19 protein-coding genes and 1 tRNA gene are annotated in these 19,773 nt (G+C 71.0%); 9 read left to right on the top strand and 11 right to left on the bottom strand.

Annotation, left to right across the window (positions count from 1 at the left end; all coding sequences use genetic code 11):
* Positions 1-17 precede the first annotated feature (17 nt).
* The 4 genes from AB3X07_RS14235 to AB3X07_RS14220 all read left to right on the top strand — a co-directional run bounded on the left by AB3X07_RS14235 (position 18) and on the right by AB3X07_RS14220 (position 3,316).
* The gene (locus AB3X07_RS14235; protein ID WP_369939254.1) at positions 18-827 is read left to right on the top strand and encodes a polysaccharide pyruvyl transferase family protein; all 810 of its coding nucleotides are present in this window, start codon (positions 18-20) and stop codon (positions 825-827) included.
* Entirely contained in the window at positions 814-1,575 is a 762-nt protein-coding gene (locus AB3X07_RS14230; protein ID WP_369939253.1) for a WecB/TagA/CpsF family glycosyltransferase, read from the top strand. Before AB3X07_RS14235 ends, AB3X07_RS14230 begins: the two co-directional genes overlap by 14 nt.
* 193 nt (positions 1,576-1,768) lie before the next feature.
* Positions 1,769-2,239 (top strand): cupin domain-containing protein, encoded by a 471-nt coding sequence (locus tag AB3X07_RS14225; RefSeq protein ID WP_369939252.1) that lies wholly within the window; start codon positions 1,769-1,771, stop codon positions 2,237-2,239.
* A gap of 57 nt (positions 2,240-2,296) precedes the next feature.
* Positions 2,297-3,316 carry a TraB/GumN family protein gene (locus tag AB3X07_RS14220; protein ID WP_369939250.1) on the top strand — a complete coding sequence of 340 codons (1,020 nt, stop codon included), beginning with the start codon at positions 2,297-2,299 and terminating at the stop codon, positions 3,314-3,316.
* A 118-nt stretch (positions 3,317-3,434) separates the two neighbouring features.
* Here the strand turns inward: AB3X07_RS14220 and dxs are convergent, their stop codons facing one another.
* The 8 genes from dxs to AB3X07_RS14180 form a co-directional block, all read right to left on the bottom strand.
* Positions 3,435-5,348 (bottom strand): 1-deoxy-D-xylulose-5-phosphate synthase, encoded by a 1,914-nt coding sequence (gene dxs / locus AB3X07_RS14215; protein WP_369944769.1) that lies wholly within the window; start codon positions 5,346-5,348, stop codon positions 3,435-3,437.
* A gap of 138 nt (positions 5,349-5,486) precedes the next feature.
* A complete protein-coding gene (locus AB3X07_RS14210) occupies positions 5,487-6,146 on the bottom strand; it encodes an HNH endonuclease (protein ID WP_369939249.1) in 660 nt (219 codons plus the stop codon).
* Between the two features lie 100 nt (positions 6,147-6,246).
* Positions 6,247-8,031, bottom strand: coding sequence for an acyl-CoA dehydrogenase C-terminal domain-containing protein (locus AB3X07_RS14205; protein WP_369939248.1), 1,785 nt, complete (start codon positions 8,029-8,031; stop codon positions 6,247-6,249).
* Positions 8,032-8,200: 169 nt separating this feature from the next.
* A complete protein-coding gene (locus tag AB3X07_RS14200) occupies positions 8,201-9,196 on the bottom strand; it encodes a biotin/lipoyl-binding protein (protein ID WP_369939247.1) in 996 nt (331 codons plus the stop codon).
* Positions 9,197-9,204: 8 nt separating this feature from the next.
* Positions 9,205-9,411 (bottom strand): DUF1656 domain-containing protein, encoded by a 207-nt coding sequence (locus AB3X07_RS14195; RefSeq protein ID WP_369939246.1) that lies wholly within the window; start codon positions 9,409-9,411, stop codon positions 9,205-9,207.
* Positions 9,395-11,551, bottom strand: a complete 2,157-nt coding sequence (locus AB3X07_RS14190) for an FUSC family protein (protein ID WP_369939245.1) — start codon at positions 11,549-11,551, stop codon at positions 9,395-9,397. Before AB3X07_RS14190 ends, AB3X07_RS14195 begins: the two co-directional genes overlap by 17 nt.
* On the bottom strand, positions 11,548-12,045 hold the full coding sequence (locus AB3X07_RS14185; protein ID WP_369939244.1) for a MarR family transcriptional regulator: 498 nt from the start codon (positions 12,043-12,045) through the stop codon (positions 11,548-11,550). The genes AB3X07_RS14190 and AB3X07_RS14185 overlap by 4 nt, the downstream gene beginning before the upstream one ends.
* 283 nt (positions 12,046-12,328) lie before the next feature.
* Positions 12,329-12,805 carry an LEA type 2 family protein gene (locus AB3X07_RS14180; protein WP_369939243.1) on the bottom strand — a complete coding sequence of 159 codons (477 nt, stop codon included), beginning with the start codon at positions 12,803-12,805 and terminating at the stop codon, positions 12,329-12,331.
* A 407-nt stretch (positions 12,806-13,212) separates the two neighbouring features.
* Here AB3X07_RS14180 and AB3X07_RS14175 point away from each other — a divergent pair.
* The 3 genes from AB3X07_RS14175 (at position 13,213) to AB3X07_RS14165 (ending at position 14,769) form a co-directional block, all read left to right on the top strand.
* Positions 13,213-13,288 (top strand) — tRNA-Phe (locus tag AB3X07_RS14175).
* 373 nt (positions 13,289-13,661) lie between these two features.
* A complete protein-coding gene (locus AB3X07_RS14170; protein ID WP_369939242.1) occupies positions 13,662-13,943 on the top strand; it encodes a hypothetical protein in 282 nt (93 codons plus the stop codon).
* Between the two features lie 286 nt (positions 13,944-14,229).
* Positions 14,230-14,769, top strand: a complete 540-nt coding sequence (locus AB3X07_RS14165; RefSeq protein ID WP_369939241.1) for a lipocalin family protein — start codon at positions 14,230-14,232, stop codon at positions 14,767-14,769.
* 39 nt (positions 14,770-14,808) lie between these two features.
* Here AB3X07_RS14165 and AB3X07_RS14160 read toward each other — a convergent pair whose 3' ends face one another.
* The 3 genes from AB3X07_RS14160 to queG are packed head-to-tail and all read right to left on the bottom strand — an operon-like array spanning position 14,809 to position 17,731.
* Complete coding sequence (locus AB3X07_RS14160) at positions 14,809-15,204, bottom strand: hypothetical protein (RefSeq protein ID WP_369939240.1); 396 nt, start codon at positions 15,202-15,204, stop codon at positions 14,809-14,811.
* Between the two features lie 41 nt (positions 15,205-15,245).
* On the bottom strand, positions 15,246-16,577 hold the full coding sequence (xseA, locus tag AB3X07_RS14155) for an exodeoxyribonuclease VII large subunit (protein ID WP_369939239.1): 1,332 nt from the start codon (positions 16,575-16,577) through the stop codon (positions 15,246-15,248).
* 26 nt (positions 16,578-16,603) lie between these two features.
* Entirely contained in the window at positions 16,604-17,731 is a 1,128-nt protein-coding gene (gene queG / locus AB3X07_RS14150; protein ID WP_369939238.1) for a tRNA epoxyqueuosine(34) reductase QueG, read from the bottom strand.
* Positions 17,732-17,754: 23 nt separating this feature from the next.
* On the opposite strand from queG, the gene AB3X07_RS14145 reads away from it, so the two are divergent.
* A complete protein-coding gene (locus tag AB3X07_RS14145) occupies positions 17,755-19,239 on the top strand; it encodes an NAD(P)H-hydrate dehydratase (protein ID WP_369939237.1) in 1,485 nt (494 codons plus the stop codon).
* A complete protein-coding gene (tsaE, locus tag AB3X07_RS14140; protein ID WP_369939236.1) occupies positions 19,236-19,715 on the top strand; it encodes a tRNA (adenosine(37)-N6)-threonylcarbamoyltransferase complex ATPase subunit type 1 TsaE in 480 nt (159 codons plus the stop codon). Before AB3X07_RS14145 ends, tsaE begins: the two co-directional genes overlap by 4 nt.
* Positions 19,716-19,773: the final 58 nt, after the last annotated feature.

The following is a 19,773-nucleotide window of genomic DNA, read 5'->3' as shown; positions in this document are numbered from 1 at the left end:
CAAAAGGAGTCCTGCGCATGTCCGCACTGCCAAAATGGTCCGCCCTGCAACGCTGGATCGATTACGAAGAGCGCCGCGCGCTGTTCTGGTGGAAGCCCAAGAACGGGGAGATCAACGTCGGCGATCACTTGTCGAAGATCATCGTCTCCAACGTGCTGGGGCAGCGCGACCGCACCCTGCTGGACAAGCGCGACAAGCGCAAGCGGCTGATCGCAATCGGCTCGGTGCTGCATTTCGCCAGCGACGGCGACACGGTCTGGGGCAGCGGCGTCAACGGCAAGATCCCGGCCGACCGGCACCGCTTCCGCAGTCTCGACGTGCGCGCCGTGCGCGGCCCCAAGACCCGCGCGTTCCTGCGCGAACGCGGGATCGACGCGCCGGAGATCTACGGCGACCCCGGCCTGCTGATGCCGCTGTTCTTTCCGCGCGAGGCGCTGGCGCCGCCGGCGACGCGTCAGCCGTTCCTGATCGTGCCGCACTTCAACGAGCCATCGGAGAAGTACGCCGGCTACAAGGACAGGCTGGTGTTGCCGAACCGGCAGCCGGCCGGCTTCGTGCGGCAATTGCTGGGCGCGGAACTGGTGGTGTCCAGTTCCTTGCATGGCCTGATCCTGGCCGAGGCCTACGGCGTGCCGTCGGTCTACCTGGATTGGGGCAACGGCGAGGACCGCTTCAAGTACGACGACTACTACCACGGCACCGGGCGCATGCAGTGGCATGCCGGACACACCGTCGATGAATGCCTGGCGCTGGGCGGCAATGCGCCGTTCGATCTGCACGGCGTGCAGCGCGGGCTGCTGGACAGCTTCCCCCATGACCTCTGGTGATCTGCCGCCAGAGCGCCCGGAGGTGATGGCGCTGGGCGGCTATCCGATCCTGCGCACCACCGAGGCGGCGTTCGCACATGCCTTGTTCCAGGCGCAGGCGCGCGGCGAGCAGCGCCAGGTGTTCTTCGCCAACACCAACTTCGTGGTGCAATGCCAGGCCTTGCGCCAGCGCCTGCGCGCGCCGGGGGTGTGCATCGTCAACGACGGCATCGGCATGGACCTGGGCGCGCTGCTGGTGCATCGCCGCCGCTTCGCCGGCAACCTCAACGGCACCGACCTGATTCCGTACCTGTGCCGGCACAGCCGGCGGCCGTTGCGCTTCTTCCTGCTGGGTGGGCGCCCGGGCGTGGCCGAGGCCGCCGCGCGGACGCTGCGGCAGACCCTGGGGCAGAGCGTGGTCGGCACCTGCGACGGCTATGCCGAGTTCGCCGCGGCCGGCGCGGGGCTGGTCGAGCGCATCAATGCCAGTGGCGCCGATGTGCTGCTGGTCGCGTTCGGCAATCCGCTGCAGGAAACCTGGATCCTGGACAACGCCCCGCGCCTGCGCGTGCCGCTGCTGTTCGGGGTGGGGGCGCTGCTGGATTTCCTGTCCGGTACGGCGCGGCGCGCGCCGGGCTGGGTGCGGCGGCTGCGGCTGGAGTGGTTGTACCGTCTGCTGCGGGAGCCGCGGCGGCTGCTCAAGCGCTACAGCTGGGACCTGCTGGTGTTCTTCGGGGTATGCCTGCGCAACGGCCGGCGCCTGGCGTAGGTGGGCGCGGCCTGCGCGGCCGCTCCAAGTGGCGCCGCGCCCGCCCGAACATGGCCGCGATCGGTCGCGATTTACGCGCTGAGTCGATCGCCTTGGGCGCGCCCGTAGGTCGTCCGGGAGTCTCCGACAGACGGTATGGCGCAGGCCCGAAGTTGGTCTAGCCCAAGCCCGCCGCCAGCCTCTACACTGAGTCATGTCTACGAAATCGTCCACTCGCGTCGCCGCCCTGATCCGCGATTTCTCGTTGCTGCCGCACCCGGAAGGGGGCCGCTATGCGCGGGTGCACACCTCCGCCCTGGAGGTCCAGCACCAAGGCACCACGCGTCCGGCCTGTACCGCGATCCGCTTCCTGCTGGAGTGCGGCCAGGTCAGCGCGTGGCACCGGATCGATGCCGACGAGACCTGGCTGTGGGAGGAGGGCGGGGCGCTGGAACTGCTCAGTTTCGATCCGCAGCACGGCCTGCAGCGCTATCGGCTCGACGCGGGCGGACGCGGCGGCCTGCCCTCGGCGGTGATCCCGGCCGGCAGCTGGCAGGCGGCGCGGCCGCTGGACGACTACACGCTGGTGCGCTGCGTGGTGTCGCCGGGCTTCCTGTGGGAGCGCTTCGAGTTGCTGCCCGCCACCGACCCGCTGGCGGACTACCTGCCCAGGCTGACGGGCTGATATCGTCGCGCCGCGCCGGCTCTGCGGCGTCGGTCCGAATGCCTGGAGAGTGTCGCGATGCGCTGGACGAGTGCGGTGAGAGGCGCGTGTGCGGCACTGCTGCTGGCGTTCGCGGGCCTGGCCGCCGCGCATCCGGCCGCGCCTCCCGCGGCGCCCGCCGCGCCGGTGGTCGATCTGCAAGCGGTGCTGGTGACCGGCCAGCAGCCAGGTCCCGGACTGTGGCAGGTGCGCCGTGGCGACCACGTGCTGTGGATCCTGGGCACGGTATCGCCGCTGCCCACGCGCATGCGGTGGGAGTCGGGCGAGGTGGAGCGGGTGATCGGCCAGTCGCAACAGGTGATCGAGGCGCCGACCGTCACCCTGGACTCGGGCCTGGGCATGTTCCGCAGCCTGTTGCTGTTGCCGTCCTTGCTCAAGGCGCGGCGCAATCCGGACGACCGCACCCTGCAACAGGTGCTGCCGGCGGACCTGTATGCGCGTTGGCGACCGCTGAAGGCGCGCTACCTGGGCCGCGACGCCGGTGTGGAACGCTGGCGGCCGGTGTTCGCCGCGCAGGAACTGTACGAGGCGGCGATGCGCAAATCCGGCCTGAGCCTGGGCAGCGTCGTGCAGCCGGTGATCGCGCGTGCGGCCAAGCGCGCCAAGGTGCCGATCGTGCCGGTGGTGGTGGAGATCAAGGTGCCCGATGCCAAGCGCGCGCTGCAGGAATTCCGGGCGACGTCGTTGAACGACGGCACCTGTTTCGCGCGCACCTTGCAGGTCATCGACCGCGACCTGGACACGATGCGCCAACGCGCCAACGCCTGGTCCATCGGCGATCTGGACACACTGGCCACCTTGCCCGCCAACGACCAGTACCGGGTCTGCCTGGATGCGGTCGGCGAAACGGCGCTCGCCCGCAAGCTGGGTCTGGGCGATGTGCGCCAGCGCGCGCAGGCGGCGTGGCTGCAGACGGCCGAGCGGGCGCTGGCGCAGCACCGCTCCAGTTTCGCGGCCCTGCCGATGCAGACCCTTCAAGAGCCTGGCGGGCTCCTGGACCGACTTCGGGCCCGCGGTTACGAGGTGATCGCGCCCTAGCGCGCGAGGACGGTCGGGATGGTGCGATGCCGCCTGGGACGCGGCGGAAGCGCGCGTGCCATCGCGCAAGCAAGCACGGCACGCGCGGACCGCCGTGCCGTGCTCGTGACCGCGGCGGTCAGCCCGCCGCGGTGCGGGGTGCGCTGGTGCTGGCGGCCAGCTGCGGCCAGCGCGCCAGTACCGCGGCGCGGATGCCGGCGGCGTCGATGCCGGCTTCGGCCAGCAGTTGCTCGCGGCTGGCGTGGTGCTGGAACGCGTCGGGCAGCCCCAGGTGCAGCACCGGGCGCAGCACGCCCTCGGCGTTGAGCAGCTCGGCCACGCCGGAGCCGGCGCCGCCGGCGACGACGTTGTCCTCGATGGTCACGAAGCCTTCGTGGCTGCGCGCCAACTCCAGCAACAGGGCGCGATCCAGCGGTTTGACGAAGCGCATGTTGACCACGCTCAGGCCCAGCTCGCGGCCGACCTGTTCGGCCGCGGCCACGGTCGCGCCGAAGGCGAGCAGCGCCAGCGTGGTGCCGTTCGCGCGCAGCTGCGCCTTGCCGATCGGCAGCGTGTCCAGCGCCGTGCCCGGCGCCACGCCGGGACCGGTGCCGCGCGGATAGCGCACCGCCGCCGGACCGGCATGGCGCAGGCCGGTGCTGAGCATCTGCCGGCACTCGGCCTCGTCGGCCGGCGCCATCACCACCATGTGCGGCACGCAGCGCAGGAAACTCAGGTCCAGGTTGCCGGCGTGGGTGGCGCCGTCCGGACCGACCACGCCGCCGCGGTCGATCGCGAACAGCACGTCGAGCTGCTGCACCGCCACGTCGTGCACCAACTGGTCGTAGCCGCGCTGCAGGAACGTGGAATAGATCGCCACCACCGGCTTGGCGCCCTGCGTGGCCATGCCCGCCGCCAGCGTCACCGCGTGCTGCTCGGCGATGGCCACGTCGAAATAGCGTTGCGGGTATTCCTTGCTGAAGCGCACCAGGCCCGAACCCTCGCGCATCGCCGGGGTGATCGCCAGCAGCGTCGGTTCGGCCGCGGCCATGTCGCAGATCCAGTCGCCGAACACGTCGGTGTAGGTCGGCGCCTTGGCGCCCGGCTTGGCCACCAGGCCCTTGCTCGGGTCGAACGGCCCCACCGCGTGGTAGCCGATCTGGTCGCCTTCGGCCAGTTCGTAGCCCTTGCCCTTGGTGGTGATGACATGCAGCAACTGCGGACCCTTGAGGGTCTTGAGCGTCTTCAGCGCGCCGAGCAGCGCCGGCAGGTCGTGGCCGTCGATCGGGCCGGTGTAGTGGAAGCCCATTTCCTCGAACAGCGTGGACGGCACGAACATGCCCTTCCAGTGCTCTTCCCAGCGTCGCACGAAGCGCGCGGTGGGGTTGCTCTTCTTGTCGCCGAGGATCTTCTTGCCGCCTTCGCGGATGGCGTTGAGGGTCTTGCTGCCGGTCATCCGCCCGAGCATCTTGGTGACCCCGCCGACCGCCTCGGAGATCGACATGCGGTTGTCGTTGAGGATCACTAGCAGGCTCGGTTCCGGCTCCATGCCGCCGGCGTGGTTCAAGGCCTCGTAGGCCATGCCCGCGGTCATCGCGCCGTCGCCGATCACCGCCACCACCTTGCGCTCGTCGCCGGCGCGCTGCAGCGCGATGGCCATGCCCAGCGCCGCGGAGATCGAGGTCGAGGAGTGGCCGACGCCGAAGGTGTCGTATTCGCTCTCCTCGCGCTTGGGGAACGGCGCCACGCCGTCGGCCTGCTTGACCGTGTGGATCTGGTCGCGGCGCCCGGTGAGGATCTTGTGCGGGTAGGTCTGGTGGCCAACGTCCCACACCACCTGGTCCAGCGGCGTGTCGTAGAGGTAGTGCAGGGCGACGGTGAGTTCGATCACGCCCAGCCCGGCGCCGAAATGGCCACCGCTCTTGCCGACGCACTCGATCAGATAGGCGCGCAGTTCCTCGGCGATGGCCGGCAGCTCCGATTCATCGAAGCGACGCAGTTCGGCGGGGAGCTGGATGCGCGAGAGGCGCGGATAGCGGGTGGGGTCGATCATCGGCATGGAGGTTCAGCGGACCTGTCATTTTCCTCTCCATTCCGGGCACGGGCAAGCAACCCGTGCAATGGCAGGCGCTTGCGCGGTCTGTTTCGACGGGGGTGCGGCAATCCGTCGCAGCCCGTGAGGGCGGCGTGATTACAGCGACAATTTCGAGCGTTTGGGCAATTGCGCCTTCAGGAACGACATCTGGTCGGCCAGGATGTTGCGGTTGGACAGGATCAGGTGCTCGATCCAGCTCGGCCGGTACGGCACCGCCAGCAGCGGCATCGACGCCTGCTGCGGGGTGCGGTTGCCCTTGCGCGAGTTGCAGTGGAAGCACGCGGTGACCACGTTCTCCCAGATGTCGCGACCGCCCTTGGACACCGGCAGCACGTGGTCGCGGGTCAACTGAGGCCGGCTGAACTGCTGGCCGCAGTACAGGCACAGCTGCGCGTCGCGCGCGAACAGCGCGGTGTTGGTCAGGGTCGGGGTGGGATCGAGCGCGCGCGAGCGCGCCTGTCCGCGCGCGGCGATGATCGGGTGCAGGTGCAGCACGCTGCGCTCGCCACTGGCGCGCGACACGCCGCCGTGGATCTGCATGCAGGGCTCGCCCAGGGTCCAGGCCACCGCGTCGCGCGCATACAGGCAGGCCGCCGATTGCCAGTTGATCCAGTCCAGGACCCGGCCGTGCGCGTCCAGCGACAGCAGGCGGACCGACGGCAGATGCGTGCAGGAGGGCGGCGGCGACGCCGCGCCGTCCGAAGCGGCGAAGGCTCCGGCATCGATCAGACCAAGCGGTGTTGTGTCTGTCTCCATCGGGAAAACAGCTTATACCCGATTGTTGACGATTTGTGTATCGAAGCAGGACGGAGTGGCGCGACCGGCATGGAGACTGCCGGTCGCGCCCGCGCGGGCCTCAGAAGCGCGCGTCGTCCATCGCCATCAGCGGCTCGGCACCGGCCTCGATCGCCGCGGCATGGGTCAGCGTGCGCGGCAGCAGCCTGGCGTAGTAGAAACGCGCGGTCTCGCGCTTGGCCTGCTTGAACGCCTCGCTCTGCGTGGAGGCCTCGGCCGCGGCGACGCTGCGCGCCCACCAGTAGGCCAGCACCACGTAGCCGGAATAGAACACGTAGTCGTAGCTGGCCGCGCCCAGTTCGTCCGGGTTGCCGGCCGCGCGCTGCAGGATGCGCTTGGTCAGCGCCGCCCATTCGCCGGCCTTCTCGCGCAACGGGGCGACGAATTCGGCCACCGCCGGGTTGTCGGCATGCTCGGTCAGGAAGGCCTCGATCTGCGCCAGGAACAGCTTCAATCCGGCGCCCTGGCTGGACGCGGTCTTGCGTCCGATCAGGTCCAGCGCCTGGATGCCGGTGGTGCCTTCGTACAGCGTGGTGATGCGCGCGTCGCGGGCCAACTGCTCCATGCCGTGTTCATGGATGTAGCCGTGGCCGCCGAAGCACTGCAGCGCGTGATAGGTGTTCTCCACCGCCCATTCGGTCTGGCAGGCCTTGGAGATCGGGGTGAGGAAGCTGACCAGCACGTCGGCCTGTTCGCGCTCGGCCGGGTCCTGCGTGCTGTGCGCGATGTCGATCAGGGTCGCGGCGTGCAGCGCCAGCAGGCGGCTGCCTTCGGTCAGCGCCTTCACCGTCAGCAGCATGCGGCGCACGTCCGGGTGCACCAGGATCGGATCGGCCGGCTTCTCCGGCAGCTTGGCGCCGCTGAGCGAGCGCGACTGCAGGCGCTCGCGGGCGTAGCGCAGTGCGTTCTGATACGCGCGCTCGGACAGGCCGATGCCCTGCAGGCCGACGCCCAGGCGCGCCGTGTTCATCATGGTGAACATGGCCTGCAGGCCCTTGTGCGGCTGCCCGACCAGATAGCCCTGCGCGCCGTCGAAGTTCATCACGCAGGTGGCCGAGCCGTGGATGCCCATCTTGTGTTCCAGCGAGCCGCAGCGCAGCGCGTTGCGCTCGCCGACGCTGCCGTCGCGGGCGACCTTGAACTTCGGCACCACCAGCAGCGAGATGCCCTTGGCGCCGGCCGGGGCGTCCGGCAGCCGCGCCAGCACCAGGTGCACGATGTTGTCGGTGAAGTCGTGCTCGCCGGCGGTGATGAAGATCTTGGTGCCGCTGACCGACCAACTGCCGTCGGCGTTGGGTTCGGCGCGGGTCTTGAGCAGGCCCAGGTCGGTGCCGCAGTGCGGCTCGGTCAGGCACATGGTGCCGGTCCAGCGGCCGTCCACCAGCGGCTTGAGGAACACCTCCTGCTGCCAGGCCTCGCCGTGCTGCTTGAGCGCCTCGACCGCGCCGTGCGACAGCAGCGGGAAGTTGCCCCAGGCCAGGTTGGCGGCGTTGACCATTTCGTTGAGCGGCACGCCCAGGGTGTGCGGCAGGCCCTGGCCGCCGAACTCGGCGGCGGCGGTCAGCCCGGTCCAGCCGCCCTCGGCGAACTGCCGGTAGGCCTCGCGGAAGCCGGGCGCGGTGGTGACCGCGCCGGTGGCCTTGTCGAGGGTGCAGCCGTGCTCGTCGCCGACGCGGTTCAGCGGCGCAAGCACGGTGCCGGTGAAGCGCGCCGCTTCCTCCAGCACCGCGTCGATCAGTTCGGCGTTGGCGTCGGCATGGCCGAGGCGGGCGAACAGCGCCTCGACCTGCAGCACGTCATGCAGCGCGAAGCGGAGATCGGTCAGCGGGGCTTGGTAAGTGCTCATGCGGTCGCTCGTGACAGGGGCCGCGGCGCGGCCGAGACGCGCAGGATACTACGGCGTATGGATGTGGGGCGGGGATTGGGGATTCGGGAGTTGGGATTCGCAAAGGCGGCGCGGCGCCGAGCTGGGGATCGGACTCGGCTTTTGCGAATCCCCACTCCCCACTCCCGAATCACGACTTCCCATGCAACGTGACCGTCGCCGTCATGCCGGCCGCCAGGATCGTGCCCGACGGCACGCTGGCCGGGTCGATGCGCACCCGCACCGGTACCCGCTGCGCCAGGCGGATCCAGTTGAAGGTGGGGTTGACGTCGGCGAGCAGCGAGGCGCCGGTGGGATTGTCGCTGTCGGCGATGCCGCGGGCGATGCCTTCGACCCGGCCGTGCAGCGTCACCCCGCCGCTCATCAGGCGGATATCGGCACGATCGCCGACGTGCACCTGCGGCAGCTTGGTTTCCTCGAAGTAGCCGTAGATCCACATCGCATCGTCGCGCACCAGCGCCAGCCGCGCGCCGCCGGCCTGGGCGTAGTCGCCGACGCGCACCTCCAGATTGGTCACGTAGCCGTCGGCGGTGGCGCGGACCTGGGTGCGTTGCAGGTCCAGTTCGGCCAGGTCCACCGCGGCCTGCGCCTGCTGCACCGCGGCCAGCGCCTGCGCCTGCGCGGCGCTGGCCTGGCCGCGCAGGGCGGCGGTGCGGTGCACGTCGGCCTGCGCCGAGCGCGCGGTGGCCTCGGCATCGGAGCGCGTTTCGGCCGAGAGCACCGACGCGGCGCGGGCGCGGCGTTCGGCCTGCGCGCGGCGCATCTGGAATTCGGCCTCGCTCGCAGCCTGGCTGGCGGCCGCGGCGGAAATGCTGGCGCCGGCCGCGCGCGCCTGTGCCTGAGCGGCGGCCAGATCGGCGCGGGCGCGCTCCAGCGCCAGTTCGAAGCGCCGCCGATCGACGCTGAACAACACGTCGCCGCGCTTGACATGCTGGTTGTCGCGCACCGCCACCGCATCGACCAGACCGGACACGTCCGGGGCGATGCGGACCACCTCGGCGCGCACCCGGCCGTCGCGGGTCCATGGCGAGAACATGTAGTGCCGCCACAGGGCATGGGCGAGCAGGGCGGCGATCAGCACCACCGTGGCGGTGAGGGCGAAACGGATCAGGGGGGCGGTCTTCATGGCGAAACTCACGGCAGGAGGAGCAGGCCGGCGCCGGCGAATGCGCCGACGTACAGGGCCAGACGGAACAACGGCGGATGCCAGGCATGGTGGTAGAGGCCGCTGCGGCCGGCGAGCGTATCGACCGCCCAGGCGGCGATCAGCAGCAGCACGGCCAGGACCAGCAGGCCGGGCACGTACACGCCGGCGATGGAGACTTCAGCGGGCAGCGACATCGGCGGCTCCTGGCGGGGTGGGGACGGGTTCGGCCGCCAGCGCGGCCAGCACGGAATCGGCGTCGAGCAGCGCGCCGCGCAGCAGATGCAGGTGTTCGCGGGTGCGTTTCCAGCGCAGCGGCACCTGGTCCTCGATCCGGCTCGCCGCCAGTGCCGCGTCGATGCGCTGCAGGGCCAGGCGATGCCGGTCCGGCGCGGGTGCCTGGTACAGCGCGGCCAGCGCCTGCACGGCCGCGTCCACCGCGGCCACCAGCGCGGGCGGCAGGTCGCCGTCGCGCGCGTCGCGGCGCAGCTCGATCAGCGTGCGCCCGGTGTCGTGCACCGACAGCGCCCACCCGAGCAACGCGCGCAGTTCGTCGCTGCCCGGCGGGGTATGCGCGACGATCTGCTGGAACAGGTCGCGATTGACGCTTTCCAGGCGCGCGTGCAGTCCCGGCAGCGGTGCCTGCGCGGCGAGCGTGGCCTGGCGCCGCAATTGCTCCAGCAGGCGCCGGCGATGCCAGCGCGTGCCGATCACCGGCGGGACGAACACGAACGTCACGCTGACCGCGAGCGTGCCCAGCAACAGCGGCACCACGCTGTTGAAGGTGGCGGCGGCGTTGACGCTCGGGGTGGGCTGCACCGCCAGGATCGAGATGAAGGCGAGGTTGGCGCCGGTGGCGAAGCCGAACAGGGCCGGCTTGGACGCCAGGTACACGGTCAGCAGCAGGAACGGCGCGGTGCCGGCGACGAACAGGCCGTAGCCGTCCATCTGCGGCAGCACCAGCAACTGGCAGACCAGGCCCAACGCGATGCCGAACACGAAGCCCTTGAACAGCGAGCGCGCCGCCGCCGGCGCATTGGCGCTGGAGGACAGGATCGCGCTCAGCGCCACCGCCTGGAACACCGCGGTGGCGCCGCTGATCCAGCCGGCATGGATCCACAGCCAGCACATCGCCACCACCAGCAGCGCGGCGCGCAGCGCGGTCAGCGCCGCGGTCGCATAGTCGTTGCCGCGCAGGAACACCGCGGTATCGGCCTGCGGCGTGCGCCATTGCTGCGGGGCGACCAGCGCGGCCTGCGCGGCGACGTAGTCGTGCAGTTCGCCGAAGAAACGCCGCAGCAGCGACACGCCCGTGTCGAAATCCTCGTGCTGCGCGCGCGGTAGCGCGTCGCGCGCGGCGGCGGCGCGCGCCGCCAATGCGTCGCGGCACTCGGCCAGCTTGCGCGCGGTCTCGGCGGTGCGGTCGCGCCCGCCGCGTTCGCTCAGCGCCGCCTTCAGCGGGCGGTACAAGCCGATCAACGCGTCGGCGGCATCGCCCTCGGCCTGGCGCAGCAGGCGGTTGATGTAGTGGTGCAGCGACTGGAAGCTGGTGGACACGGCCATGAAGCGCTGGTTGAGCAGGCGCAGGCGGCCGCTGCGCACGCGCGCTTCCGGGTCCTCGAACACCACCGAACTGCGCAGGTCCTCGATCTCCACCGCATCGCGCACGAAGCGCAGGTGCGCCTGCTCCATCGCCGTGCGCGGCAACTGGCCGCCGGTGGCGTCGCGGACGAAATCCAGGAAGCCGTCGTAGGCGCGGCGCACGGTGTCGCGTAGGGTCTGGCGCAGCCGACTGGGGAACACCACGTCGCTGATCACGCCGGTCACCAGCAGGCCGAGCAGCACCTCGGTGACGCGCGCGGTGACCAGCGTGAACACGTTCTGCGGCTGGTTCACCGCCGGCAGCGCGATCAGCGCCACGGTGTAGCCGGACAGCACGAACGCGTAGGCCTTGAAGTTGCGGTACAGCAGCGCGCCACCGGTGCACAGGCCGATCCAGATCGCCAGCGCCAGCACGAACAGCACCGGCTCCTGCGGGAACAGCGCGACCATCGTCAACGCGGCGACGCTGCCGATCAGCGTGCCCAGCACGCGGTAGAAGGCCTTGGCGAACACCATGCCGGTCTGCCGGTGCATCACCACCATCACCGTGATCATCGCCGTCATCGGCGAGGCCAGATCCAGGCGCAGCGCGATCCAGCCGGCGAGATAGATCGACAGCAGCGTGCGCAGCACGAACAGCCAGGCCTCGCCCTCGCCGCGCAAGGCGTCGGCCAGCAGGGTGCGCAGGCCGGGCGCCGCCTCGGCTGCGGCGGCGTTGGACTGCGGCGCGCTCATGCGGCGTCCTCGACCCCGCGCAGCAGGGTCTTCAGCAGCGCCTGCAACTGCGCCAGCGCCGCCGGATCCAGATGCTGCACGTAGGTGTCGAGCTGGGCGCACAGGGCCGGGATCAGCGCCTCGATCAGGCGTTCGCCCGCGTCGGTCAGGTGCAGCAATAGCATGCGCCGGTCCTCGGCGCTGGGCATGCGCTGGATCAGGCCCTTGTCGACCAACTGGCTGGTCAGACGGGTGATGTTGGCCGACTTCTCGCCGGCCGCGTCGCTGAGCTGGGACGGGTTCAAGGTCCCGTCCGGACTGGCGTCGATCATCATCAGCACGTTGTATTCGGCGTAGCTCAAGCCATACGGCCGCAACACCTCGTTGCTCTGGTCCAGGCTGAGCTTGTGCAACAGCTTGACCAGCCGTAGCACCAGCGCGGCTTCGCGCGGAAAGCGCGGATGCTTGCGGGCGGTCGCGTCCAGGCGCTGCTCGGTGGCGGAAAAACGGCTCATGTTCGGCTCGGGATTTGATACATATGTAAATAATACATTTATGTATTAATTTTGCGGTAATGCCGGCTGAACGCGATGGGCTGGGCGGGGAGGGCGGTCGGTGGGAGCGCGCGTACCGCAGTGCGCCGAACGCGCGGCGCGCTCAGCGTGCAGAGGGGCATCGAGGCGGTGGCTATCTGCGGTGAAGCGCAGACGGGCCTGCAAGTGCACGCCCCGCCCCGACGTCCGGGGTGTGGCCTGTTTCGCAAGCGGAGTGGGGTGGCGCTTCAGCGCCACCGCGCGGTCAGCGCAGGACGCCGTCCAGGCCGGGCGCCGGCGACAGCATGTTGCGCGTGTCGATGTCGAAGCTGCGCTGCTTCTTCTCTTCCGGCGTCGCGGCGATGCCGCCCTTGAGTGTGTACTCCAGGCTGCGGCGGCCGGCCAGGGCATCGGCCACGGCGATGCGCGCGGCCGAGCTCGGGCGCAGCGCCACGCTGACCACATCCGCCGTCTCCGGACCGATCGAGATGCCGGGCGCGGCCTGCACGACGCCGGCGGCCTCGCCGCCCACGCCCAGTTCCAGGCGCACGCTGTCGTAGCGCATCGGGATGCTGCTGTAGTTCTGCAGCCGCAGTTCCACCTTCCAACTGCCGTCCATGTTGACCGTGAGTTGCTGCAGGCTGGCGGCCGGGTCGGACACGCGCCGCACCATGCCGTCGCCGCATGCGCTCAGCAGCGCGGTGCACAACACGAGCAAGCCGAGACGGAGCCGCTGACGCATGACCGGAGTTCCAGGACGTGGAGAACGGCGAAGAATACTACGGCGCCTGCGGATCCCGCGCGTGGGGCGGGCGCATCGCCTGGTCCAGTGAGGCTGCGGCCATGCGCTCGCCGCCGGCGTCGCTTGCCGGTGTATGGTCAGGGCGTGTACGACGGCGCGGTTGGCGGCATGCCCGCTCCTGTTCGCTGACGCCTGGCAAGGGAACAGGGTGACGCGCCGCTCGCCCGCGGGCGTCTGGCAGGTCGGCGGCCGATGCGTGCCGGCGATGGTCGTGCCAATCGCGCCGGTGCGGCCATCTGCCGTCCACGGCGGCGGCAGCGGCACGGGGCCGAAACATCGCACTTGCCCATTCCCGACAGCATCGCTATGATGCGCGTCCTCGCACCGGTCCTGCCGCGTTGCGCAGTGGCCGAGTAGCTCAGTTGGTAGAGCAGGGGATTGAAAATCCCCGTGTCGGCGGTTCGATTCCGTCCTCGGCCACCACTTCATCCAGGGTCTGCAGCAATGCAGGCCCTTTCTTTTTGCCGCAAGCGCTGCGACGCGATTCGGACACCGTGGCGGCGGCAGCCTCGGGTGCCTTCGGGAGCGCCTTCTAGCACGACGGCGACCGTCACATCCGCGCTGGCGACGCCTGCATGGGATGTGCGGATTTCCGCACCGAGGCTTGCGGTCTGCCGGGTGCAAGGTCGACCCTGATGGGCTCGTTTGCAGGGCGCCGCGGCGCGCTGGGCATACGCATCCGAATGTTCACATTTCGTAGACAAGTGTTGAGATACGGCGATTTTTTGGGGTCTGCGGCTCAACTCCTGCCCGTGGCTGTCGTAATCATTGGACACACGGTCACAAGGGGACGCCAATGAACAGCCAACTGTTGCGCATGTGCCTTTGCGCCATGTCCCTGGCGTGGGCCGGTGGCGCGGGTGCGGCCGATGCAGTGAACGGCGCCGCCCCGAACCCGTCCCGCCCGGCCGGCGGCGAGCACGGCGCGCCCTACATCGAGCAGGTCGGTACGGACTGCGTGCTGGTCAATGTCTACCTGCAGCAAAACGACGGCGTCGCCGAGCAGGTCGTGCTGCGCGAGCCGGTGGAATGCGCGGGCCAGGGCGACGATCTCGCCGTCGCCGATCTGTCTCGCTGATGCTGGCGGCGTCGCCGGCTGCTGTGGCCGTGGACGCGCCGAGCGCGTCGGCCTGAAAAAAGCGTGATCTCCAACTGGGCCTGCGGGCGCCGTGCAATTCACATGTCTGGCCGCCGACGCGGAATGCCGTACCGCCAGCCGCGGTGACGCGTTCTGCGAGCGCGTGGACCGCGTTCGTGCCAGCGAGATCGATGGCGAGTGTGGTCTCGCACGCAATGGCGTACGGCTTTACATCGTTGCCACGCTCCTGCATAAGGCGGGTGAGCTCCCTAGCTGGATGGTTCGCATGCGCCTTTCACTCTCCGCGCTGTTGCTGGCGTGCCTGCTGTGCCTGGCGCTGCCGGCTCCTGCAGCGCCGGTCACGTCCGTCGCCGAACTCGATCTGGGCCGTTACGCCGGCGAGTGGCACGAGATCGCGCACCTGCCGGTGTCGTTCCAGAAGAAGTGCGTAGGCGACATCACCGCTGCCTACACGCTGCGCGAGGACAGCCTGGTCGGAGTGCGCAACGCCTGCCGTACCCACACGGGTGCGCTGCTCGCGGCGGAGGGCGTGGCGCGCCGGGTCAGCGGCCATCCGGGACGGCTGCAGGTGCGGTTCGCGCCCGACTGGCTGGCCTGGGTGCCGATGGTCTGGGCCGACTACTGGGTGATCGCGCTGGATCCGGAGTACCAGTGGGCGCTGGTCGGCGCGCCGGACCGCAAGTACCTGTGGGTGCTGTCGCGTTCGCCGAGCATGCCGCGCGCGCTGTTCGGGCAGATCAAGGCCAGGGCGGAAGCGATGGGGTACGACCTGGATCCGTTGCTGGTGGTCGCGCCGCTGGATTGAATCGACGCGTCCGTCGGTCGATTGGCGTGCAGGACGCCGCTATGCGGCGAAGGTGGCGCGGGCCGCGTCGAGCAGCCGCGCGCTGGCACCGTCGCGCAGCAACTGCCGCGGCGTCAGCCCGTCCAATTGCGCGTGGCTGTCATTGAGCCAGTGCGACAGCGCGGCGCGGTCGCCGCGGCAGCCGTTCCAGACGATGCAGATCATTTCGCCGACGTCGGCCAGGTGCTCGGCGCGCAACTGCGCCAGGGTGTCCGCATCGCGCGCCAGCCAGTCGATCACGCGCTGCGCGTCCTCGGCGACGCCGTAGGTGGCGCCGTCGATCAGCGCCAGCGTGTCGCGCTCTTGCGCCATGCGCCCGGCCTTGTCGCGCTCGGCGCGGCGCATGCCTTGCAGCACGGCCTTGATGCGCTGTTCGTCGGAAATGTGCTGTGGCATGGCGTGGCAACGGTGAGCGCGGGACCACAGATGTACCGCAGTCATTCTGTACGCAGCGTCACCTCGCCGTCGGCGAGCCTGGCGCGCAGGCGGTCGCCGGGGGCCAGTTGCGCGGCCGAGCGCACCAGCGCGCCGTCCTCGACCCGGGTCAGGATCGTGTAGCCGCGCGTCACCGTGGCCAGCGGGCTGACCGTTTCCAGTGCGCGGGCCAGCGCGCGCAGGCGCTGCGTGTCGGCCTGCAGTTGCCGCGCCATCGCCGCCTGCGGGCGCCGGCCGAGCGCCAGCAGGCGCTCGCGCAGCGCGGCCAGGCGGCGCTGCGGCTGCGCGCTGCGCAGCACCGCGCCGGCATGGCGCAGGCGCGCGGCGCGGCGTTCGTGCTGCTGCCGCCACAGCGCCAGCAGGCGGCGCGCGGCGTCGCGCTGGCGCCGCTGCAGCAACTGCAGCCGCGCCTGCGGGCTCTGCGCCTGCAGCCGCAGCAGGGCGCGGTCGGCGCGCTGCATGGCTTGGCGCAGGCGGTGCTGTTGCCACTGCAGCAGTCGCGCGTGCTGGCCGCGCAGGCGCGCGGCGAGGTCGCGCTGGTCGGGGGCGAGCAGTTCGGCGGCGACCGACGGGGTCGGCGCGCGCAGGTCGGCGGCGAAGTCGGCCAGGGTCACGTCGGTCTCGTGGCCGACCGCCGACACCACCGGCGTGGTCGAGGCGGCGATGGCGCGGGCCAGGCGTTCGTCGTTGAACGCCCACAGGTCTTCCAGCGAGCCGCCGCCGCGGGTCAGCAGGATCGCGTCGTAGCGGCCGCTGGCGTCGGCGCGCTGCAGCAGCGAGACGATCTGCGCGGCGGCGCTGTCGCCCTGTACCAGGCTCGGCAGGATGTCCGCCTGCAGCAGCGGCAGGCGCCGGCCGAGCACGCTCAGCACGTCGCGCACGGCCGCGCCGCTGGGCGAGGTGATCACCGCCAGGCGGCGCACGAAGGCGGGCAGGGCGCGCTTGCGCTCGCTGGCGAACAGGCCTTCGGCGGCGAGCCGGGCCTTGAGTTCCTCGAACGCGCGGCGCAGCGCGCCTTCGCCGGCTTCCTCCAGGTGGTCCAGCACCAACTGGTAGTCGCCGCGCGCCTCGTACAGGGTCAGCCGGCCGCGCGCCAGCACGCGCAGGCCTTCGCGCGGCACGAACTTCAGCCATTGGCTCTTGGGCTTGAACATCGCGCAGCGCACCTGCGCCCGCGCGTCCTTGAGGGTGAAGTACAGGTGCCCGGACGAAGGCCGGGTGACGTTGCCCAGTTCGCCCTCCACCCAGGCCAGCGGGAACGCGCTTTCCAGCAGGTCGCGGGCCAGGGTGTTGAGCTGGCTGGGGCTGAAGATCTGGTCGTCGCGATCGGGCATGCGGGCGGTGCGGCGGGAACGGCCGTCTATCCTCGCACGTCCGCTTTCGGCGCCGGCGATGTCGGAGTCGCTACCGCCGGGGCCGGCGCCTGCGCATGCCGCGCCAGCGCCCATTGCACGTGCTCGCGCACCAGCGGCGAGGGGTGCTGCGCGCGTGCGCCGAGCGCGGCCAGCACCTGTGGCGTGGTCGGCGCATTGCCCAGCGCCACCGCCAGGTTGCGCAGCCAGCGCTCGTGGCCGCTGCGGCGGATCGCGCTGCCTTCGGTGCGGCGCAGGAACTCGTCCTCCTCCCAGGCGAATAACTGCGCCAGCGTGGCCTTGTCCAGTTCGTTGCGGGCGCGGAAGTCCGGTTCGTCGCTGCGCTTGGCGAACTTGTTCCAGGGGCACACCAGTTGGCAGTCGTCGCAACCGAAGATGCGGTTGCCGATCGCCGGGCGCAGCTCTTCCGGAATCGCGCCGTCGTGCTCGATGGTGAGGTAGGCGATGCAGCGGCGCGCGTCGAGCCGATAGGGCGCGACGATCGCCTGGGTCGGGCAGACGTCGATGCAGCGCGTGCAGGTGCCGCAGTGGGCGCTGGCCGGCGGATCGATCGGCAAGGGCAGGTCGACGTAGATCTCGCCGAGGAAGAACCAGGAGCCGCCGTTGCGGTCGATCAGGCAAGTGTGCTTGCCGATCCAGCCCAGGCCGGCGTCGCGCGCCAGTGCGCGCTCCAGCACCGGCGCCGAATCGACGAACACGCGGTGGCCGAACGGGCCGATCTCGCCCTGGATGCGTTCGGCCAGCTTCTGCAGGCGGTTGCGCATCAGCTTGTGGTAGTCGCGGCCCAGCGCATAGCGGGCGACGTAGGCGCGCTCGCCGTCGCGCAGCGTGTCCCAGGCCGAGTCGTCGTCGTTGCGGCCGTAGTCCAGGCCGACCGAGATCACCCGCAGCGTGCCCGGAATCAGTTCGGCCGGACGCGCGCGCTTGTCGCCGTGCTGCGCCATCCACTGCATCGTGCCGTACAGGCCTTGCGCCAGCCAGTCGCGCAGATGCGCTTCGTCCTGCTGCAAGTCGATGCCGGCGATGCCGCAGCGCTGGAAGCCGAACTCGCGCGCCAAGGCGCGGATACGCGCGGCGGCGGCATGCGGATCGGCGGGGGCGACGCGGCTGGACATGGCGCAAGTATAGAATCCCGCGCATGTCCGACTCGTTCGATCTCTACGCCACCGCCGCCGCGCGGCGCCTCGATGCGCAGGCCACGGCCCTGCTCGGCGGCGACGCTTACACGCTGATGCAGCGCGCCGGCCAGGCCGCCTGGCAGACGCTGCTGCAGCACTGGCCGCAGGCGCAGCGCATCCTGGTGGCCTGCGGCACCGGCAACAACGGCGGCGACGGCTACGTGCTGGCGCGGCTCGCGCATGCGGCCGGACGCCGCGTGCGCGTGCTGCATCTGCCTGGGCGCGGCCCGCAATCGGCGTTGGCGCAGCGCGCCTGCACCGACTACATCGGGGTCGGCGGCCGCATCGAGGTCTTCGACGCGGCGCTGGAGCCGGCCGACGTGGTGGTCGATGCGCTGCTCGGTCTTGGTCTCAACCGCGCGCCGGATGCCGAACTGGCCGCCTTGCTCGGCGCGCTGGCCGGGCTCGGCGCGCCGGTGCTGGCGCTGGACGTGCCCAGCGGCGTGGATGCCGAACACGGCAGCGTGCCTGGCGCGGCGCTGCCGGCGACGCTGACCGTGCAGTTCATCGTCGCCCATGCCGGATTGCACACCGGCGCGGCGCTGAACCATGTCGGCGCCACCACGCTGGCGACGCTGGACGTGCCGCCCGCCGCGTTCGACGGCTGCGCGCCGCAGGCGCAGGCCTGGACCGCGGCGGCGCTGGGCACGCGCCTGGCGCCGCGCCGGCGCGACAGCCACAAAGGCGATTCCGGCCATGTGCTGTGCATCGGCGGCAATCTCGGCAGCGGCGGTGCGGTCATGCTCGCGAGCGAGGCGGCGCTGCGCAGCGGTGCCGGCCTGGTCAGCGTGGCGACGCGCGCGCCGCACGTGGCGCCGCTGCTGGCGCGCTGTCCGGAAGCGATGGCGCACGCGATCGAGGATGGCGCCGCGCTGGCGCCGTTGCTGCGGCGCGCGCGCGCGGTCGCGCTGGGCCCGGGACTGGGCCAGGACGACTGGGCGCAGGGCCTGTGGCGATTGGCGCTGGCGGCGGACCTGCCGCTGGTGCTCGACGCCGACGCACTGAATTTGCTGGCGCAGGCGCCGCGCGCGCTGCCGGAGGCGGTGCTGACGCCGCATCCCGGCGAGGCCGCGCGCCTGCTCGGGCTCACCACCGCCGAGGTCCAGGGCGACCGCTTCGCCGCCGCCGCGGCGCTGGCCGAACGCTACCAGGCGACGGTGGTGCTGAAGGGCGCCGGCAGCATCGTCGCCGCGCCGGGGCGGACGCCGCGGGTCATCGCCGCCGGCAATCCCGGCATGGCGGTGGGCGGCATGGGCGATCTGCTGACCGGCGTGATCGCGGCGCTGCGCGCGCAGGGCCACGACCCGTTCGAGGCGGCCAGCCTCGGCGCGCTGCTGCACGCGGCGGCCGGCGACCGCGCCGCCGACACGGGCCAGCGCGGCCTGCTGCCGTCGGATCTGCTGCCGGCGCTGCGCCACCTGGCCAATCCGGAGACGCGGCGATGATCCAGTTGCATCTGCGCGACAGCGAGGCTACCGAGCGCCTGGGCCAGGCGCTGGCCGCGACCCGCCCGGCCTTGGCCACGGTGCATCTGCACGGCGACTTGGGCGCCGGCAAATCGACCCTGGCGCGGGCGCTGCTGCGCGCGCTGGGCGTGCAGGGCGCGATCCGCAGCCCGACCTACACCCTGGTCGAGCGCTATCCCTTGCCCGATGGCGAGGCCTGGCACCTGGACCTGTACCGCATCGGCGCCGCCGGCGAGCTGGACTTCCTCGGGCTCGACGAGGCGGCGGCGACGCTGTGGCTGGTGGAATGGCCCGAACGCGGCGGCGACGTGCTGCCCCCGGCCGATCTGGCCGTGACGCTCGCGCTGCAGGGGGACGGGCGGACGGCGCAGTTGGGCGCGGGCAGCGCGGTGGGCGAGGCCTGGCTGGCGCGGCTGGCCGACCGGGACGACTTGCGGGGCTTTTCTTCCGGCTGACACTAGAAAGTGTAGGCAGGTTATGGATTATTAAGGGAAAACCGCTTGTGTTTATCTG

The organism is Xanthomonas sp. DAR 35659 (genome assembly GCF_041242975.1).
Lineage (GTDB): Bacteria > Pseudomonadota > Gammaproteobacteria > Xanthomonadales > Xanthomonadaceae > Xanthomonas_A > Xanthomonas_A medicagonis.
This window is presented reverse-complemented; position numbering and strand designations above follow the sequence as displayed.

Coding starts and splice junctions, on each gene's coding strand:
- AB3X07_RS14235 (WP_369939254.1), top strand. CDS start 18: ATGTCCGCACTGCCAAAATGGTCCGCCCTGCAACGCTGGATCGATTAC.
- AB3X07_RS14230 (WP_369939253.1), top strand. CDS start 814: ATGACCTCTGGTGATCTGCCGCCAGAGCGCCCGGAGGTGATGGCGCTG.
- AB3X07_RS14225 (WP_369939252.1), top strand. CDS start 1,769: ATGTCTACGAAATCGTCCACTCGCGTCGCCGCCCTGATCCGCGATTTC.
- AB3X07_RS14220 (WP_369939250.1), top strand. CDS start 2,297: ATGCGCTGGACGAGTGCGGTGAGAGGCGCGTGTGCGGCACTGCTGCTG.
- dxs (WP_369944769.1), bottom strand. CDS start 5,348: ATGATCGACCCCACCCGCTATCCGCGCCTCTCGCGCATCCAGCTCCCC.
- AB3X07_RS14210 (WP_369939249.1), bottom strand. CDS start 6,146: ATGGAGACAGACACAACACCGCTTGGTCTGATCGATGCCGGAGCCTTC.
- AB3X07_RS14205 (WP_369939248.1), bottom strand. CDS start 8,031: ATGAGCACTTACCAAGCCCCGCTGACCGATCTCCGCTTCGCGCTGCAT.
- AB3X07_RS14200 (WP_369939247.1), bottom strand. CDS start 9,196: ATGAAGACCGCCCCCCTGATCCGTTTCGCCCTCACCGCCACGGTGGTG.
- AB3X07_RS14195 (WP_369939246.1), bottom strand. CDS start 9,411: ATGTCGCTGCCCGCTGAAGTCTCCATCGCCGGCGTGTACGTGCCCGGC.
- AB3X07_RS14190 (WP_369939245.1), bottom strand. CDS start 11,551: ATGAGCGCGCCGCAGTCCAACGCCGCCGCAGCCGAGGCGGCGCCCGGC.
- AB3X07_RS14185 (WP_369939244.1), bottom strand. CDS start 12,045: ATGAGCCGTTTTTCCGCCACCGAGCAGCGCCTGGACGCGACCGCCCGC.
- AB3X07_RS14180 (WP_369939243.1), bottom strand. CDS start 12,805: ATGCGTCAGCGGCTCCGTCTCGGCTTGCTCGTGTTGTGCACCGCGCTG.
- AB3X07_RS14170 (WP_369939242.1), top strand. CDS start 13,662: ATGAACAGCCAACTGTTGCGCATGTGCCTTTGCGCCATGTCCCTGGCG.
- AB3X07_RS14165 (WP_369939241.1), top strand. CDS start 14,230: ATGCGCCTTTCACTCTCCGCGCTGTTGCTGGCGTGCCTGCTGTGCCTG.
- AB3X07_RS14160 (WP_369939240.1), bottom strand. CDS start 15,204: ATGCCACAGCACATTTCCGACGAACAGCGCATCAAGGCCGTGCTGCAA.
- xseA (WP_369939239.1), bottom strand. CDS start 16,577: ATGCCCGATCGCGACGACCAGATCTTCAGCCCCAGCCAGCTCAACACC.
- queG (WP_369939238.1), bottom strand. CDS start 17,731: ATGTCCAGCCGCGTCGCCCCCGCCGATCCGCATGCCGCCGCCGCGCGT.
- AB3X07_RS14145 (WP_369939237.1), top strand. CDS start 17,755: ATGTCCGACTCGTTCGATCTCTACGCCACCGCCGCCGCGCGGCGCCTC.
- tsaE (WP_369939236.1), top strand. CDS start 19,236: ATGATCCAGTTGCATCTGCGCGACAGCGAGGCTACCGAGCGCCTGGGC.